Origin of the sequence: Terasakiella sp. SH-1, assembly GCF_004564135.1 — a bacterium.
In the GTDB taxonomy this organism is placed as follows: Bacteria; Pseudomonadota; Alphaproteobacteria; order Rhodospirillales; family Terasakiellaceae; genus Terasakiella.
In genome coordinates this window covers 1,164,682-1,181,270 of the sequence record NZ_CP038255.1, presented here as the reverse complement: position 1 = coordinate 1,181,270, position 16,589 = coordinate 1,164,682, and the positions used below count along the sequence as shown (strand labels likewise).

The window sequence follows — 16,589 nt, the reverse complement described above, 5'->3', positions numbered from 1 at the left end:
ATGGGACGTTTAAAATTAATTATCGGGGGCATTGTCGTCTTATTCGTCGGCGTTATTATCGCAGGCGTTGCCATCCTGAAATCCACTGATTTCAACCAATATAAAGGCGAAATCGCCAAACAGGCCAAAGCAGCAACAGGTCGCGACCTTGTCATTGCCGGCGATCTGGAACTGGATATTTCCCTCTCGCCCAAAGTCCGCGTGGATGGGGTCAGCCTGTCAAACGCCACATGGGGGTCACGTGCTGAAATGGTGAAGCTGAAAAGCTTTGCCGCAGAAATGAAACTCATGCCGCTGCTGTTTGGCGATATCCACATTGTTGAACTTGTTCTGATTGAACCGAATATCCTGCTGGAAACCGATAAAAGTGGGAACGGGAACTGGGTGATGGGGCAAACCAATCCCCCAGAAGAAGAAAAAGGCGAAGCTTCAGATTCTTCTGCCCCGCCCCTGCCTGCTGTGAATTCCGTTCGCATTGAAAAAGCCCGTTTCACTTACAAAGATGGGGTTAAAGGGGAAGAAACATCCATCGTGATTGACACCATGCAAGCCCATGCAGCAGATATGGATGACCCCTTGAACTTGCTCTTTAAGGGGGCTTTCAACCAGCATGTTGTTGAATTGACAGGCCAGCTTGGCTCCCCGGAAAGCCTGATGGAAGGCAAACCACTAGACATTAACCTTGCCCTTAAAGCCGCCGGGGCCAGCTTTAATATCTCCGGCCAAATCAAAGAACCAGCTGCGGGCAAGGGGCTCAACCTCGCCCTGACAGCCAAAAGCGACAATATCGCACGCCTTGCTGAACTTGCAGGCACCAAGGTGGGAAAAGTTGGCCCGTTTGAAATGGCTGCAACCCTGTCAGATGGCGATGAAAGCTATAAGCTTGGGGGCCTGAACATGAAAATCGGCGGCAGTGACCTGTCTGGTGATATGATGGTTTCTTTGGCAGGCAAAGTCCCCCATATCAAAGTTGGGCTAAATTCCAACCTGCTGAATATCAAGGATGTTACCCCAGCCAGCGAAGAAACAGCCCAAACGGCCCCAGCAGCAAAAACAGAAAAAACAAAAGCAGGAAAGCCCGCCAAGATTTTCCCGTCTGATCCCCTGCCCCTTGATGGCTTAAAAGCGGTCAATGCGGATATCCGCTTTAACGCTAAAAAACTGATTGTAGCTGATTTTGCCCTGAATAATGTCACTAAGATCGTCAAACTGAACGGCGGCAAGCTGAATATACAGCCTGGCTTTATGATGGGCGGTGGTAAATTTGGCGGTGTCATTGATCTGGATGGGCGCAAACTTCCCGCCTCTCTGCGCATTAATCTGTCCGGTCAAAATCTTGGCCTTGGTCAAAGCCTGCAAGAAACGGGGGTTACAGACCTCATCCATGGTGGGGCTACACAAGTCAAATTGAACTTGGCTGCGACAGGTAAATCGGTTGCCGGGTTGATGGGCAGCTTAAAAGGTAAAACTTTGGTCAATGTCGGGGATGGTAAAATTAAATCAGATAAAGTCAATTTTCTGGGTGGTGATCTGGTTACAGGGGTGCTGGAAAAGCTCCTACCCAGTGCCAAATCCGGTGAATTCACCCCCTTCTCCTGTATGGTGGTCAATCTGGATTTCAACAAAGGTGTCACCAAGTTTGAACGCACAATCGCCATTCAAACCAATGTTATGAATATCACCAGCTCCGGTCAGGTTAATCTGGCAAATGAAACTCTTGATGTGGGTGTCAAACCGGAACCTCGTGGGGATACCGCTGACTTGGGGGTCAATGCAGGCGGACTGGCTGGAATGGTTCGTTTAACAGGTCCCCTGTCTGCACCCGGTGTGGGTGTTGATGCGGTTGGTACAGCCAAGGCTGCATTGGGCCTTGGTGCAGCCGTAGCAACAGGTGGCCTCTCCTTACTCGTCAGTGGCCTGACAGATAAGGCGATGTCTGATAGCGATCCCTGTGCGACCGCATTGGGCAAGAAATCGACAAGCAAATCCACAAGCAGTCCAAAACCTGCACCCAAACAGCAACAACAAGCCCCGGCAAATCCAGTTGGGGGCTTGCTCAAAATGTTTGGAAGCGGTAATTAAGGGCAAAACTTCTTTCTGCCAACGTCACACCATGGCGTTGGCAGGTGCCCACTTTACTTCAAGGACTGTTGATCATGGATCCATCTGCACCGCTGAAACGTTTTTATAAAACTGTCGCTGTTGAACAAGATGGAGACGGCTTTCGCGTGACACTGGACGGACGTCAACTCAAAAGCCCGGCCAAACGCTCCCTGCTATTGCCAACAAAAGCTCTGGCTGATGCCCTGGCCAAGGAATGGGATGCACAGGAAGAACATATCCAGCCCCTGACCATGCCCATGATGGCCTTGGCCTCCACGGCTGTAGACCGTATCGGGGAATTGCGCGATGGTGTGATTGAACAAATTGCCAAATATGCTGAAACCGATCTGGTTTGTTACTGGACGGATGAGCCCAAAGAACTGGCTGAACGTCAAGCCAAGGCATGGATGCCTTATATCGACTGGGCCAAGGAAACATATGGCGCCGAATTTAAAACCCAAACTGGCATCATGCATGTGGAACAACCCGAAAATTCAGTACGCGCAATCCGTGAGGTTGTCGAAGGCTATAATGACTGGGAACTCTCAGGTCTTTCAAGTGCGACACACTGCACAGGCTCTATCCTGCTGGCACTTTCCTTAACAGAAGGACGAATTGACAGCGCCCAAGCCTTTGAAGATTCTCAAGTTGATGAAACCTATCAGATTGAACTGTGGGGCGAAGACTGGGAAGCCAAAGACCGCCGTGACGTCATCAAGAAAGACCTGCAATCCGTTGTCGATTGGCTGACGCTTATCCGAGACTAAAAAACCTGTATTAGGGGGCCCCTGTGCAAGCCTATTTGTATATATGCTTAAGCATCTGCCTATTGGGTGCAGCCTCCTTAATGGTGATTGGTAAAGGGATTGATCGCTATCGCGGACAGAAAGAATGGATTATCAGCTTTATCTTCTTTGGGCTGAGTTTTTCCTCCCTTTTCTTACGTCTTTATGATCTCTATCTGCTTTCTGTCATCAGTGGACACTTCTGCCAGTTCATCGGATATTACATGCTGGGTCTTGGCTGCCTGCGCTATCTTGGCCATAACTATCGTGGCCATTGGGTCATGGGCGTCTTTCTGGCTGGCTATCTTGGTTTAATCCTTTTATTGGGCCAAGAGGCCGAGTTCCTGAATGTCCGCCTTGCCATTGTTTATTTTGTTGCCGCGACTTTCAGTTTCGCCATCAGCCAATTCATTGCATTTTTCAAACAAGAACGTACCCGAAGCGAAAACCTGTTTATGTATATATATCGCTTTCACGGGATTTTTTCAGCCGTCAAAGGTTTGTTGAGCCTGACCGATACCGGGCGGGAGACGCTCTTTTCCAAAACCACCCTCGCCCAAACGAGCTATCTTGAATATATTTTCCTTCTAATCAGCATGGTGATCTTACTGAACCTGATGGGTAAGAACGCCGAAGAGAAGATATAACACATTGATTTATAAAAATTTATAAGCTCCCCTCTAAAATAAATCGGTAATTCGGTATTAGAGTGCGTATTTTTTCTGGCACATGCTATACGATTGTGTTATCAAAGTCGGCAGGAAGTCTTCATTTCTTCCAAATATATCTATGCTCAAATCAATGAGCTGAGGGGACATATTTAGATGCACGACATTATCCAGATGCTTGACGAGAAACGCGCCAAAGCCCGTCTTGGTGGCGGTCAGAAGCGTATCGACTCACAGCATAAAAAGGGCAAACTGACTGCCCGTGAAAGAATCGACCTTTTCTTGGACGAAGGCAGCTTCGAAGAGTGGGACATGTTCGTAGAACACCGTTGCACAGACTTCGGCATGGAAAAAGACCACACACCGGGGGACGGTGTTGTTACTGGCTACGGTACAGTAAACGGTCGCCTTGTTTTCGTATTCTCACAGGATTTCACAGTTTACGGTGGTTCACTGTCTGAAACACACGCTGAGAAAATCTGCAAGGTCATGGATCAAGCCATGAAAGTTGGCGCACCATGTATCGGCCTGAACGATTCAGGTGGGGCACGTATTCAGGAAGGCATCGCTTCCTTGGGTGGGTATGCTGACGTATTCCAACGCAACGTTGAAGCATCTGGCGTGATCCCACAGATCTCCATGATCATGGGCCCATGTGCAGGTGGCGCGGTATACTCCCCTGCAATGACTGACTTTATCTTCATGGTAAAAGACAGCTCCTTCATGTTCGTAACAGGTCCGGACGTTGTAAAGACCGTTACACACGAAGAAGTAACACAGGAAGAACTCGGTGGTGCGGTTACGCACACAACTAAGTCCGGTGTAGCACACCTTGCGTTTGAAAATGACGTTGAAGCCCTGCTGCAACTGCGTGACTTCGTTGACTTCCTGCCAAGCAACAACAAAGAAAAAGCACCGCACCGTCCGACAACTGACCCGGCGGATCGCGATGATGGTTCTTTGGATACGCTGGTTCCAGATAACCCGAACATGCCATATGACATGAAAGAACTGATCACCAAAGTCACAGACGAAGGTGATTTCTTTGAAATCATGCCGGATTATGCCAAAAACATCATCGTTGGTTTTGGCCGTATGAACGGTGACACTGTTGGCTTCGTTGCCAACCAGCCGATGGTTCTGGCAGGTTGTCTGGATATCGACTCTTCTGTTAAAGCGGCACGTTTTGTTCGTTTCTGTGATGCGTTCAACATTCCGCTGGTGACATTTGTTGACGTACCGGGCTTCATGCCTGGTACTGACCAAGAATATAACGGTATCATCACACACGGTGCGAAACTGTTGTACGCTTTTGCTGAAGCAACTGTACCGAAAGTGACTGTCATTACACGTAAGGCTTACGGTGGTGCTTATGACGTAATGAGTTCCAAGCACCTGCGTGGTGACGTGAACTTTGCATGGCCGTCTGCGGAAATCGCGGTAATGGGTGCAAAGGGTGCTGTGGAAATCATCTTCCGTCAAGACATCGGCGATCCTGAGAAAATTCAGGAACGTACAGATGAATACGCCCGCAACTTCGCCAACCCGTTCAAGGCTGGTGGCCGTGGCTTCATTGATGATGTGATCATGCCGCATGGTACACGTCGTCGTATCTGTCAATCTCTCGCAATGCTGAAGAACAAAGATCTGAAGAACCCCGAGCGTAAGCACGGCAACATTCCTCTCTAAGATCTTTCGAATTTAAGCTAGTTAAAAGGAAACGGACACATGTTCGATAAAATCCTGATTGCAAACCGCGGTGAGATTGCTTGTCGCGTAATCAAATCAGCCCGCAAAATGGGCATCAAGACCGTTGCGGTCTATTCCGATGCCGATAAAGATGCGCTTCACGTCGAAATGGCGGACGAAGCTGTAAACATCGGCCCGGCTCCATCTGCCCAGTCTTATCTGGTGATGGACAACATCCTGAAAGCCATTAAAGAAACAGGTGCACAGGCTGTACACCCGGGTTACGGCTTCTTGTCTGAAAACGCTGCGTTCTTTGACGCACTTGACGCTGCTGGCGTTGAGTTCATCGGTCCTGAAACTCTTGCTATTAAAGCGATGGGTGACAAGATCGAATCAAAACTTTTGGCTCAGAAAGCTGGTGTAAGTACAGTTCCGGGTTACACTGAAGTCATTAAAGACACAGACCACGCCGTAGAAATCGCGAACAAAATCGGCTACCCGGTTATGTTGAAAGCCTCTGCCGGTGGTGGTGGTAAAGGTATGCGTGTTGCCTTTAACGAAGCAGAATGTCGCGACGGGTTCGAACGTGCAACTTCTGAAGCAGTTTCATCATTTGGTGATGACCGTGTCTTCATTGAAAAATTCATTGAAGAGCCACGTCACATCGAAATCCAAATCTTGGCAGACAAACATGGCAACACAGTTTACCTGCAAGAACGTGAATGTTCTATTCAGCGTCGTCACCAGAAGGTAATTGAGGAAGCTCCTTCCCCGTTCCTGACAGCTGAAACCCGTAAGAAAATGGGTGAAGAAGCAGTTGCTCTGGCAAAGGCGGTTAACTACCGTTCTGCCGGTACTGTGGAATTCATCGTTGATAAAGATCAGAACTTCTACTTCCTGGAAATGAACACTCGTTTACAGGTGGAACACCCTGTAACTGAGCTGATCACTGGTGTTGATCTGGTTGAATGGATGATCAAGATTGCTGACGGTCAGGAACTGACGCTTAAGCAAGAAGACATCGGCATCAATGGCTGGTCCATGGAAAGCCGTGTGTATGCGGAAGACCCGTTCCGTAACTTCCTGCCGTCTACTGGTCGTTTGATCAAATACCGCCCGCCGGTTGAAAGCGATACTGTTCGCGTTGATACAGGTGTGTATGAAGGTGGCGAAATCTCCATGTATTATGACCCGATGATCGCCAAGCTGGTCACCTGGGGTAAAGATCGTGAAGAATGTACTGAAAACATGAAACGCGCTTTGGATGAATATTACATCCGTGGCGTTGGTCATAACATCTCGTTCCTGAACGCGGTGATGTCCAAACAACGTTTCATCGACGGTAACCTGACAACCAACTTCATTGCGGAAGAATATCCGGATGGCTTCGATGCCTCCATGGTACCGCAAAAAGACCCGAAAAACCTGGTGGCTGTTGCCTGTTTCATGAAACGTATGGAAGCAGAGCGCGAAACCATGATTTCCGGTCAGATGGAAGGTAGCCGTGGTCGCCAGATCGCAGACGAATGGGTTGTTCAGTACAATGATGAAAAATTCAATGCGACTGTAACACCGAACGAAACAGACGGTTATGACGTTGATATCGACGGTACGACGCTGCATATCCGTTCAGCCTGGACATTTGGTGAGCCACTGTTCTTTGCTGACATCAATGGCACAGAAATCTGTGTACAGGTTGACAAAGAAGCAACGGGTTACAGCCTGTTCCATGCGGGTGCACAAGCATCTGTGAAAGTTCTGACAGCCCGTCAGGCTGAACTGAACGATCTGATGCCGTTTAAGGCACCGCCAGACATGTCTGCCTTCTTGCTCTCCCCGATGCCGGGTCTGCTGCTTTCTGTCGCAATTGAAGAAGGTCAGGAAGTCAAAGCTGGTGAAGTTCTCTGTATCATCGAAGCCATGAAAATGGAAAACATCATGCGCGCTGAAAAAGACGTTGTGATCAAGAAGATCCACGCGGCTGAAGGCGGGTCCCTGATGGTTGATGAGAAAATCATCGAGTTTGCAAGCGACGACTAAAACAAGTTCTTATTGAACTTTTTCTAAAAGGGCGGGTGTTTCACCCGCTCTTTTTTTGTGTTTTTACGTCATTTCATGATAAGTTTCTCCTTGCCAAGGAGAACCATATGCCAAACCTGAATGCCATTATCATCCTCATGCTCTATAGCATCCTGCATATTGCAAGTGCGATGGCTGGAAATGGAAAACCGCAGGAACTGGTTTTTGGCTATGAAGATATCGAAAACCCTCCCCACTATCTAGGGACAGGACAAACCATACAGCAAGGCACGCCCGGCTTGGTGGTCGAGTTGCTGCAACATGTTGGTAAACGTCTAGGCACCCCGGTTAAATTTGAACGTATGCCCTGGAAGCGGGGCTTGCTGAATTTACAAAAAAATCGCCTTAATGGCCTGTTTAATGCCAGCTATAAAAAGAAGCGTACAACTTTCGCCCAATACCCCCTTCGCTATGATGGTGGGCCAGACGCGTCACGTGCGTTAATGGTTCAGCGCTATATGCTCTACATCAAAAGGGGCAAGCAAAAATTTAACTGGAATGGGAACGTCTTAGACTTTCATTCTCCCTTAAAAAAAGTAGGGATTAAAACAGGCTATTCTATTGCGACCGACCTTCAAAAACTCGGAGCAACCGTCGAAGAAGCAACTAATTCAGAGAAAAACATTTCCAAACTGATCGTAGAGCGCCTGATTGCCTATGCTGATCTGGAAAACATGGTTGACCATTATTTGGCCCGGAACCCTGAAAAAGCCCAACAAGTTGAAAAAGTTGAACCGCCCTTGCGCACCAAACCCTATTACCTGATTTTCAGCCAGGAATTCTATCGTCGCTATCCTGACTTTGCAGAAAACTTCTGGGATGAAATTGCTCGTTTTAAACAAACAGATGAATATCGCAGCCTACAAGAAAAATATCTCACAACAGGATCAACACAATAATGGCAAAAAAAACAGTCCACCTTTCCATTAAAGGGCGCGTTCAAGGCGTCTGGTACCGGGCCTGGACACGTGAAACAGCCTTGGGGCTGCACCTCAACGGCTGGGTACGCAATCGTATGGATGGCAGTGTCGAAGCCCTTGTTTCTGGTGAAGAAGATGCTGTTGCCCAACTGGTTGAAAAATGTTGGGAAGGCCCAACAGCCGCGCGCGTTGATAATATCATTATTACTGATACTGACGAAGAAGCCCCAGCAGGTTTTGCGCAGGAACGCACGATCTAAACCAAAGATCGTCATCCTCGTACTTGATACGAGGATCTTTTTCCATCACATACAGGTTCCCGCAGACGCGAGGACGACTAGATTCAATAATCGTGGTGCTTATAGGTCGCAGTGACTTTCTTGGACAAATCAAACAGCTCATCCGCCTCTTCAGTCTTTTCATCAAAACCGAAGAAGTCCCAGGAACGCACCATATGTTCTGGCAGCGGAGCCATTACATCAATCACGCCAATGCCATCGGGGGCCGGAATTTGAATGCGACGGGCATGAAGGTGCATTTTCTTGCTCACCCCTTCCCCTGTCAGGTAAGCTTCCTGTCCGCCATACTTGCCATCGCCTTGGATGGGGGTTTTCAGATAGGCACAATGGACACGCAGCTGATGTGTCCGCCCGGTCAGTGGTTCCAACGCAACCCAGGCAGCTACATTGCCTGTACTTTCAATGGTACGAAATAAAGAACGGGCGTCCTTGCCGTTATCAGCATCAATCACCATGCGTTCACCACTGTGAGTATGAAGCTTGGCAATTGGTTGGAAAACCTTGCCTTCGCGCGGGTTCGGCACCTTGACGGTCAGCGCCCAATAAAGCTTGCGTGCCTCCTTGGTCTTAAACGCCTTGGTCAGGTTAGAGGCCACATTGGCTGAACGAGCCAACACCAACACGCCGGAGGTGTCTTTATCCAGACGATGGCATAAGCGAGGCTTATCTGTAAGATCAAATTTCAAGGCATGGAGCAACCCATCCAGATGACGTTTTACCCCCGTGCCGCCTTGGGTCGGCAATCCAGCAGGCTTGTTGATCACAATCACATCGTCATCACGGTACAATACCCAGGAACGCACTTCGTCAATCTCATCTTGGCTCAGCTTATGTTCTTCCTTGGCCTCAACAGGTTTGAGCCCCGCAGCATCCCCAAAGGGCGGAACGCGTACGACTTGGCCCTTGGCAATACGCTGGTTAGATTTTGCCCGTTTGCCATCAAGGCGAATTTGCCCTTTGCGCAGCAGTTTTTCCAAACGACCATAAGACAGTTCGGGATAATGGCGTTTAAACCAACGGTCCAAACGGATATCGTCGTCATCAGCTTTCACAGTGACTTGCTTCACACCAGACATGGTATTTCCTTAATGTAAGAGGGCTTTCATGCTTTGCATGCCCATATAGAGGGCAATGATGGAGAATGCAACAGATAAGCCCACATAAAGCGCAACTTGCAACCAATCGCCGCGCGTCGCCATTGTGACCACATCCAGTGAAAAGGTGGAAAAAGTGGTAAAGGCCCCGAGCATGCCGACCACCAACATGGCACGAATTTCAGGACTGGGCGACCAGGCCAAAGCAGAAACTTCCACCAAGGCCCCCAGGATAAAGGAGCCGAGAATATTGACCACCATGGTCCCATAAGGGAAATGGGTGCCCGCACTGTGCGCCCAGTGACCAACCATGGACACCACAGCATAGCGCCCCACCGCCCCAATCGCACCACCTGCGGCAACATATATAAGCGTTGTAATTGACATGGCTGAAACCATAACGGCCAAACCAAACAAATTCAAAATAAATCCTTTGCGATCTGCTCACGCGTGCAAGAGACAATAAAAAATTGACTCATTATATTTTTATCAACTAAAAATTAAAAGCATTCACAACTTTTGAGTTCAGGATTAATATAAATGAAAACCAGAAATAAATACTACATTGCAGCACTGGGCTTTCTGGCGACGATAGCCTGCGCCCCCAGCAGTCATGCAGATGACCAGATTTATCATCCCTTTCCACAAGGTTACAGCTATATGCATGAAAACCAGCAACTGGAAAAAGCTGTTGAAACCGGAAATATTCCCTTTCTTCGCCAGCATGGGTGGAAACTTTGGGCTGGTATCATGCAACAGCCTACAGATATGACCTGGCCTGTCTGGTACAGCTGGCCCAATGCAACAGCAGCCTATAAAGATCCAGCAGCAACCGCAACACCATGCCCACTGCCCAACCTTAAAGGCACAGCTATGGAACAAAAGACACAGACGGGTCTGCTTGCCGCCAATGCACGAAACAGCATCATGGATGATGTCAAGCTGCCAACCTACCCTATCCCTGCTGCTGTCATTAAAGCCTACCCCGAGGCCACATCCTATGATGAAAAAACAGGATGTACGATTTTGGATGGCAAACATTTTCAATTTAACGGGGATATTATGATCCCAACGGAATCCTTCAGCAAACAGGCTTTTGACTGGATTCACCCTCTCGACCCGAAAGCCCCGGCGCTTTATAAACAATCCACCCTGGATGAACTTCATGCAAAAGGTGTCCACCAACTCCAAGCCCCCACAGCCAGTATCGTCACCAAACATATGTACTGGCCGGTTAAGAAAGGCCAGCTTGGCGTTCTTCCTGTCTGGATGAATGATTATGGGGATGAGTTTACCGGATATGCGGGCTATGAGCTGTGGAACCAAACCGTTGCCATTGACCCCAGCAATAAGCGTGAGGGTGAAACGGTCAAAACCTCTTACCTCTATGGTGTTGATTTCAGTGACCTGCCGGCCTCCCGCCGCCCGACACTGCCTATCAGCAAAGAAAGTAAAATCTTTGGTCTTGATAAATTCTACCATCATCAAGTCACCCAAAAGGACTGGGACAGTTTTGACCAGGCTGATAAAGCGATCCTGAATGCTTCCAGCTATTGGGCCTATAACCAACCATTTGAACCAGGTGATTATCTGGTCAGTATTGCCATGCACATCAATACCAAGGAAGTTCCCAGCTGGGCGCTGAATTCCACATGGTGGTCCCCGACCCCAAATGCCGGAAAATATAGCAAGAACCGCCCTTTACTCCCGCAAGCAAAAGGACCGTGGCAACATTACGAACTGGTTGATGCATATGATGTGACACCACCGAAGGGCCAAGATATGCCTGTTGCAATGAACCCCTATATTGAGCTGGTCATCCATCCGGTGGCAACAAATTGTCAAAACTGCCACATCCGTGCAGGCTGGCCCATCAGCCCGATTGGCAAGCCGAAAGAAAAAGGCAAAGCAAGCTATCAAAACCCTGATTGTGACAATATGCTGGCCCATCTTACCCCGGAAAGTGGCTGTCTTGCCCCACTCACCCTGACAGACTATCAATGGACGATTCCGGACCGTGCATTCTAAGGTCAATACACATGGAAATTACCCTGTAACCTTACGGGGTAATTTCTCCCTCTCCCTCCCTTGATTTATCAAAACGATCCCCTTATTTTCCCCCACATAAAATTAGCATCTTAGGGGCAGAAGAATGGACAACCGCACGCGTATCGCCAATTGGATTGAAAGCCGCAATATTCAGTTTTTCATTACCGGTGTAATTATCCTCAATGCCATTACGCTGGGTATGGAAACCTCGGATAGCATCATGGACCAGTTTGGCGGCCTGCTGCATTTTCTTGATAAGGCAGCCTTAAGTATTTTCGTCATTGAAATTTTGCTCAAACTCTATGGTCGCGGGTTTGGCTTTTTTAAAGACGGTTGGAATATTTTTGATTTCATCGTTGTTGCCATTGCTATCATCCCGGCCTCCGGTCCACTGGCCGTCTTGCGGTCTTTCCGTATCTTGCGGGTCCTGCGCCTCATGTCCATGGTACCGCAGATGCGTTCGGTTATTCAGGCATTGATTACAGCCATTCCCGGCATGTTTTCCATCATCGGGCTGATTACCCTGATCTTTTATGTTTCCGCCGTTTTAAGCACCAATTTCTATGCCGATACCTTCAATGAATGGTTTGGTGATATCGGGGCCTCCATGTACACCTTGTTTCAGGTGATGACACTGGAAAGCTGGTCCATGGGAATTGTGCGCCCGATTATGGATGTGCACCCCGAAGCCTGGATGTTCTTCGTGCCTTTTATTCTGGTCACCAGCTTTGCCGTCATCAACCTGTTCATCGGTGTGATTGTGGACGCCATGCAGGGCCAGCACCAAAAAGAGGCCGAAGTTATCGAAGAAGCGGTTCATGAAGATACCGCTACCTTGCGTGCTGAAATCAGTGCCTTGCGCGGTGAGATTGGCGAATTAAAAGAGCTGCTAAAAAAATAAGAGTGCGCCCTAGGGCGTAAACTCATAAAATAGACTTGCTTTGGTTTCCCTAAAATATAGGCAAGACAAGGCAAAGGCTTGCAGGAAGTACTTGTACTTTCAAAAGACTTTAACGCAGTAATGCCTATATTTTAGGGAAATCCCGTAAGGGACGGGATGTATTTGAGGATAGAGCTGCGTTATAAAACCCTTAAAGTGCTCGCACTTTTGCGGGTTTCATGCCTTGTCTATCCTCAAATACATCTCCGCCAAACAAGTCTATTTTATGAGTTTACGCCCTCACTCTCTCTTTGTTCATAAGGCAGCAACACGCTAAAGCAGGCCCCGCCATCAATCGTATTGCTTGCCTGAACACTCCCCTGATGGGCATGAATGATTTCACGGCAAATGGACAGCCCCAAACCTGTCCCACCAGCTTGATTGCGCGTCAGTGAGGATTGGCTGAATTTATCAAAAATGGTTTCCAGTTCCTCTTCCGGAATGCCGGGACCTTGGTCTTTGACCTGCACCAGAACTCCGGCACAGGCAGGTCGCCCCTGAAACGCCACATCACTTTCTTCCAATGTAAGGTCAATTTTTCCAGCTTGGGGTGAGAATTTAACTGCATTGGACAAAAGATTCACCAAAACCTGAACTATTTTTTCCTCATCACATTGAAGAAGGGAGGGTTGTGAAACAGAAGTAACCTGTAACTGGATTTCTTTTTGATTAAACAATCCATCAAGTTCCAGCACACTACGGTCAATCAACTCACTCACATTGACCTTTTCAAAATTAAAAGACATTTGCCGGGCTTCCAGCTTTGATAAATCCAGCAAGTCATTTAACAACAGTAAAAGGCGCCGTGCACTTTGGTGAATCCTGTTGAAATATTTTTCCAATTTTTCATCGGGGTGATCGTCCAGTTTCTCACTCCCCATTTCACTGTAACTGATAATCGCATGCATAGGGGTGCGCAGTTCATGGGACATATTGGCAAGGAACTCACTTTTCGCCTGATTGGCTGTTTCTGCCTTTTCTTTTTCCTGGAGATAATGCTCCAACAATTTTTCTTTGTCGATCAATGCATCTTTGAAGGTTTCAACAAACAGCCTGATCTCATCATTCTCCATTCCCCGTAGATTTAAATGGATTGCTTTTTTCTTCTCTTTCTTAATTGCAATAATATCTTTGGCAATCCTTTTGATCGGACGTACAACTTTCTGGAAAAGTGACTTTCCGGCAACAATTGAAAGCAGGACAAACACCAGTAAAAAAGCGATCAGTTCATAAAACAATCGCTCCACCGTTTTCTTATTTTCCACTTGGGAACGCTGCAATAAGGTATTTTCAACCTCATGCACATCCTCCAACAGCCCTAAAGCCCGTTTTTCCAGACGTTCAAACTCTTCCTTCATATCCAGAATAGGAAGACCGGAAAGCCCCCTTTCCTTGGCCTGAACAATTTCCTCACTTTGTGTAATTAAAGCCTGTAAGACCGCCTCTAATTCTGTGGTTTGTTCTTTATTTCGCAAAAAAGGTTTCAAGTCAGCAAAGCTCGCATTCACTGCGTTTTTACCATCTTCAATTAACTCTTCTTCTTCCTGCTCTTCGCTTTCTTCTATTGCAATATGTTCAAGCTCTCGTTCGGACAGCCTCTGTTTTTCTGCAACAATAAAACCAAATTCACTGGTCGAAGCCACAATACGCGCAACGGCAAACTGTAGCCCGCCAAGAGCTTCATGAAGCGGAATTTCACGGGCGATTAATTCTTCATACAAGCCTTGAATATGTCCGACCCGTTGGGTTACAAAAAGAACAGAAAAGACAACGAAAACCACAGGGACACCGAAGCTCAGAAAAATGCGTTTGGCAATCCTCATTTGACCGTTCCCCTTCCCAATCCCTAGCTTTTGAATATCCCTACAATCACATGATTACCGCACCCCAGATACTGCATGTAATCAAAACTCATTTCCTTAGCCAGCATGATCCCACGACCATGTGTGTCAAAAGCCCGACCACTATCAAAGCTCATATATTCTTCCCAATTAAACCCATTGCCCTGATCTTTAATTGAAAATTCAATTTTTTCGGCATCCACATTGACTTCAATCGTGGCAACCCGGTCTTTATAAGCTTCACTTTTCAGGCGGCGGTGAATTTCAATTTCCCAATCTTCATTTTCAACCAATGACGTTTTATCAGCATAGGTCAAAGCCAGATTGCCATGTTCAACCGCATTGATCATTAGCTCGCTTAATCCCATGACCGTCCATTCCGGGTTCGGTGTGATATGAGAAAGAAGAGGGGCAAGCCCCGCAATATCATCATGACAGCTGAACTGAAAAACAGCTGTTTGTAATTTTTTCAACGCGGTATCTGTATTTTGTACTTCATCACGGGCATGACAAAAACGTTGAAAATCTTCCACCGCAGAATTCACAATAGCCAACAATTCTTTTTTGCCAAACGGCTTGCTAAGATAATAATGTGCCCCGCTTTCAAGCCCTTCCAGAACATCTGTTTTACTGGCTTTTGCTGTCTGTATAATGATGGGCAGGGCCTCCAGCTGGGGCAAGGCACGGGCAGCCTTTAACACCTCAATCCCATCCATATCAGGCATCATGCGATCTAAAAGGACGGCACTATAGCGCGTTGGGTTCACGCGTAAGGCATCTAACGCCTGCGTCCCATTTTCGGCTAAATCAACCAGAAAACCGGCATCCTCCAACCGTTCAGACAGAATATCGAGGTTAAATTCCTCATCATCCACACATAGAATAACCTCACCGCCCATATCGCCCTCCTATTTTTATCTAAAAGGATACAGCAAAACAGAACGAACGAAAATACGGGATACTACTAAGACCACTTATGGATGCATATATTTATGAATTTAATAATGTTCTTATATGTCACGCAAGTTGTTCATAATTTCCTCAACCTTCGAACGGTTTTCTATAAACAACGAGACCAGTTTTGGCTCAAACGCCTTACCAGATTCTTCTTCCAAAATGAAAAATGCCTTCTCTGCTGACCAGGCTTCTTTATAGGGCCGCTTGGTTGTTAAGGCATCAAACACATCAGCGATACTGACAATGCGCCCTTCCAGCGGAATTTTCTCACCTGCAATCCCCTGGGGATAGCCTGCACCATCCCATCTTTCATGATGTGTCAACGCAATTCTCTGGCCAATCAGGACAATTTCCGAACTATAGCCCGACAAAATTTCTGCCCCGATCTCGCAATGTTTCTTAATGGCCTCTCGCTCTTCATCCGTTAAAGGACCGGGCTTGTGAAGAATGGTATCTGAAACACCAATTTTGCCAATATCATGTACAGGAGCGGCTTGAGCAAACATCTTCGCCTGTTTTTCTTCCACCCCATAAGCTTTGGCAAGCAAATAGGTATAATGGCTCACGCGGCTGACATGTTTTCCCGTATCGCTATCACGATATTCCCCGGCACGGGCCAGTGTGGACAACAAGTCATCTGCCGCTCTGTTAAGCTGTTCTGTACGTTTAATAACAGCTTCTTCCAAAATCTCATTCATCCGGCGCTGTCGTGCCTGTGTTTGATAGACAGTCACCAGATTTTTCACCCGTAAAGAAACTTCGGTTGGATCAAACGGCTTATTCACAAAGTCATTCGCCCCAATCCGCAGGGCCTCATTGCGCGGTTCAATCCCCAGTTTCCCCGTTAGCATCAAAATCTGCATCGACTGATTGTTCATATCCTGACGGATCTGATTAATCACATCGAACCCGGTCATATGGGGCATTTCTAAATCAAGTAAAAGAAGGTCACAGCCCCCTTCTTCGATCATCCCCCTAACATTACGCGGGTCTATTGTCGTGCGAATATCTTCAAACCCACAGGACGTTAACAAAGCCTGTGCCATTGCAATATTGGTTTTGGAATCATCACAAACAATGATTTTAGGATTATCAGTCACTCCCACACCAGCTCCAATTTTTAATGCTTCCAGATAAATGCTACATAAGTCATTTCACGACCACA

Annotated in this window: 14 protein-coding genes; 9 read left to right on the top strand and 5 right to left on the bottom strand. The window is 47.4% G+C overall.

Annotated elements, in window-relative coordinates:
- The 7 genes from E4K71_RS05445 (at nucleotide 1) to E4K71_RS05415 (ending at nucleotide 8,504) form a co-directional block, all read left to right on the top strand.
- Nucleotides 1–2,082, top strand: a complete 2,082-nt coding sequence (locus E4K71_RS05445) for an AsmA family protein (protein ID WP_135077519.1) — start codon at nucleotides 1–3, stop codon at nucleotides 2,080–2,082.
- Between the two features lie 74 nt (nucleotides 2,083–2,156).
- Complete coding sequence (locus E4K71_RS05440; RefSeq protein ID WP_240796875.1) at nucleotides 2,157–2,870, top strand: ATP12 family protein; 714 nt, start codon at nucleotides 2,157–2,159, stop codon at nucleotides 2,868–2,870.
- 80 nt (nucleotides 2,871–2,950) lie between these two features.
- Nucleotides 2,951–3,535, top strand: coding sequence for a hypothetical protein (locus tag E4K71_RS05435; RefSeq protein WP_135077517.1), 585 nt, complete (start codon nucleotides 2,951–2,953; stop codon nucleotides 3,533–3,535).
- A 177-nt stretch (nucleotides 3,536–3,712) separates the two neighbouring features.
- Nucleotides 3,713–5,245 carry an acyl-CoA carboxylase subunit beta gene (locus E4K71_RS05430; RefSeq protein ID WP_135077515.1) on the top strand — a complete coding sequence of 511 codons (1,533 nt, stop codon included), beginning with the start codon at nucleotides 3,713–3,715 and terminating at the stop codon, nucleotides 5,243–5,245.
- Nucleotides 5,246–5,284: 39 nt separating this feature from the next.
- Nucleotides 5,285–7,285: an acetyl-CoA carboxylase biotin carboxylase subunit gene (gene accC, locus E4K71_RS05425; protein ID WP_135077513.1), complete on the top strand. Its 2,001-nt coding sequence runs from the start codon at nucleotides 5,285–5,287 to the stop codon at nucleotides 7,283–7,285.
- A gap of 107 nt (nucleotides 7,286–7,392) precedes the next feature.
- The gene (locus tag E4K71_RS05420) at nucleotides 7,393–8,223 is read left to right on the top strand and encodes a transporter substrate-binding domain-containing protein (RefSeq protein WP_135077511.1); all 831 of its coding nucleotides are present in this window, start codon (nucleotides 7,393–7,395) and stop codon (nucleotides 8,221–8,223) included.
- Nucleotides 8,223–8,504: an acylphosphatase gene (locus E4K71_RS05415; RefSeq protein ID WP_135077509.1), complete on the top strand. Its 282-nt coding sequence runs from the start codon at nucleotides 8,223–8,225 to the stop codon at nucleotides 8,502–8,504. The genes E4K71_RS05420 and E4K71_RS05415 overlap by 1 nt, the downstream gene beginning before the upstream one ends.
- Before the next feature lie 83 nt (nucleotides 8,505–8,587).
- Here the strand turns inward: E4K71_RS05415 and E4K71_RS05410 are convergent, their stop codons facing one another.
- On the bottom strand, nucleotides 8,588–9,619 hold the full coding sequence (locus E4K71_RS05410) for an RluA family pseudouridine synthase (protein WP_135077507.1): 1,032 nt from the start codon (nucleotides 9,617–9,619) through the stop codon (nucleotides 8,588–8,590).
- Nucleotides 9,620–9,628: 9 nt separating this feature from the next.
- The gene (gene crcB / locus E4K71_RS05405) at nucleotides 9,629–10,024 is read right to left on the bottom strand and encodes a fluoride efflux transporter CrcB (RefSeq protein ID WP_240796874.1); all 396 of its coding nucleotides are present in this window, start codon (nucleotides 10,022–10,024) and stop codon (nucleotides 9,629–9,631) included.
- Nucleotides 10,025–10,177: 153 nt separating this feature from the next.
- Here crcB and E4K71_RS05400 point away from each other — a divergent pair, with 153 nt between their 5' ends.
- Both E4K71_RS05400 and E4K71_RS05395 read left to right on the top strand, forming a co-directional pair.
- On the top strand, nucleotides 10,178–11,665 hold the full coding sequence (locus E4K71_RS05400) for a hypothetical protein (RefSeq protein ID WP_135077505.1): 1,488 nt from the start codon (nucleotides 10,178–10,180) through the stop codon (nucleotides 11,663–11,665).
- A gap of 124 nt (nucleotides 11,666–11,789) precedes the next feature.
- A complete protein-coding gene (locus E4K71_RS05395) occupies nucleotides 11,790–12,587 on the top strand; it encodes an ion transporter (protein ID WP_135077503.1) in 798 nt (265 codons plus the stop codon).
- 263 nt (nucleotides 12,588–12,850) lie between these two features.
- Here E4K71_RS05395 and E4K71_RS05390 read toward each other — a convergent pair whose 3' ends face one another.
- The 3 genes from E4K71_RS05390 to E4K71_RS05380 form a co-directional block, all read right to left on the bottom strand.
- Nucleotides 12,851–14,449 carry a HAMP domain-containing sensor histidine kinase gene (locus E4K71_RS05390; protein ID WP_135077501.1) on the bottom strand — a complete coding sequence of 533 codons (1,599 nt, stop codon included), beginning with the start codon at nucleotides 14,447–14,449 and terminating at the stop codon, nucleotides 12,851–12,853.
- 23 nt (nucleotides 14,450–14,472) lie between these two features.
- A complete protein-coding gene (locus E4K71_RS05385; RefSeq protein ID WP_135077499.1) occupies nucleotides 14,473–15,366 on the bottom strand; it encodes a response regulator in 894 nt (297 codons plus the stop codon).
- Nucleotides 15,367–15,477: 111 nt separating this feature from the next.
- On the bottom strand, nucleotides 15,478–16,524 hold the full coding sequence (locus tag E4K71_RS05380) for an HD domain-containing phosphohydrolase (RefSeq protein ID WP_135077497.1): 1,047 nt from the start codon (nucleotides 16,522–16,524) through the stop codon (nucleotides 15,478–15,480).
- Between the last annotated feature and the right edge of the window lie 65 nt (nucleotides 16,525–16,589).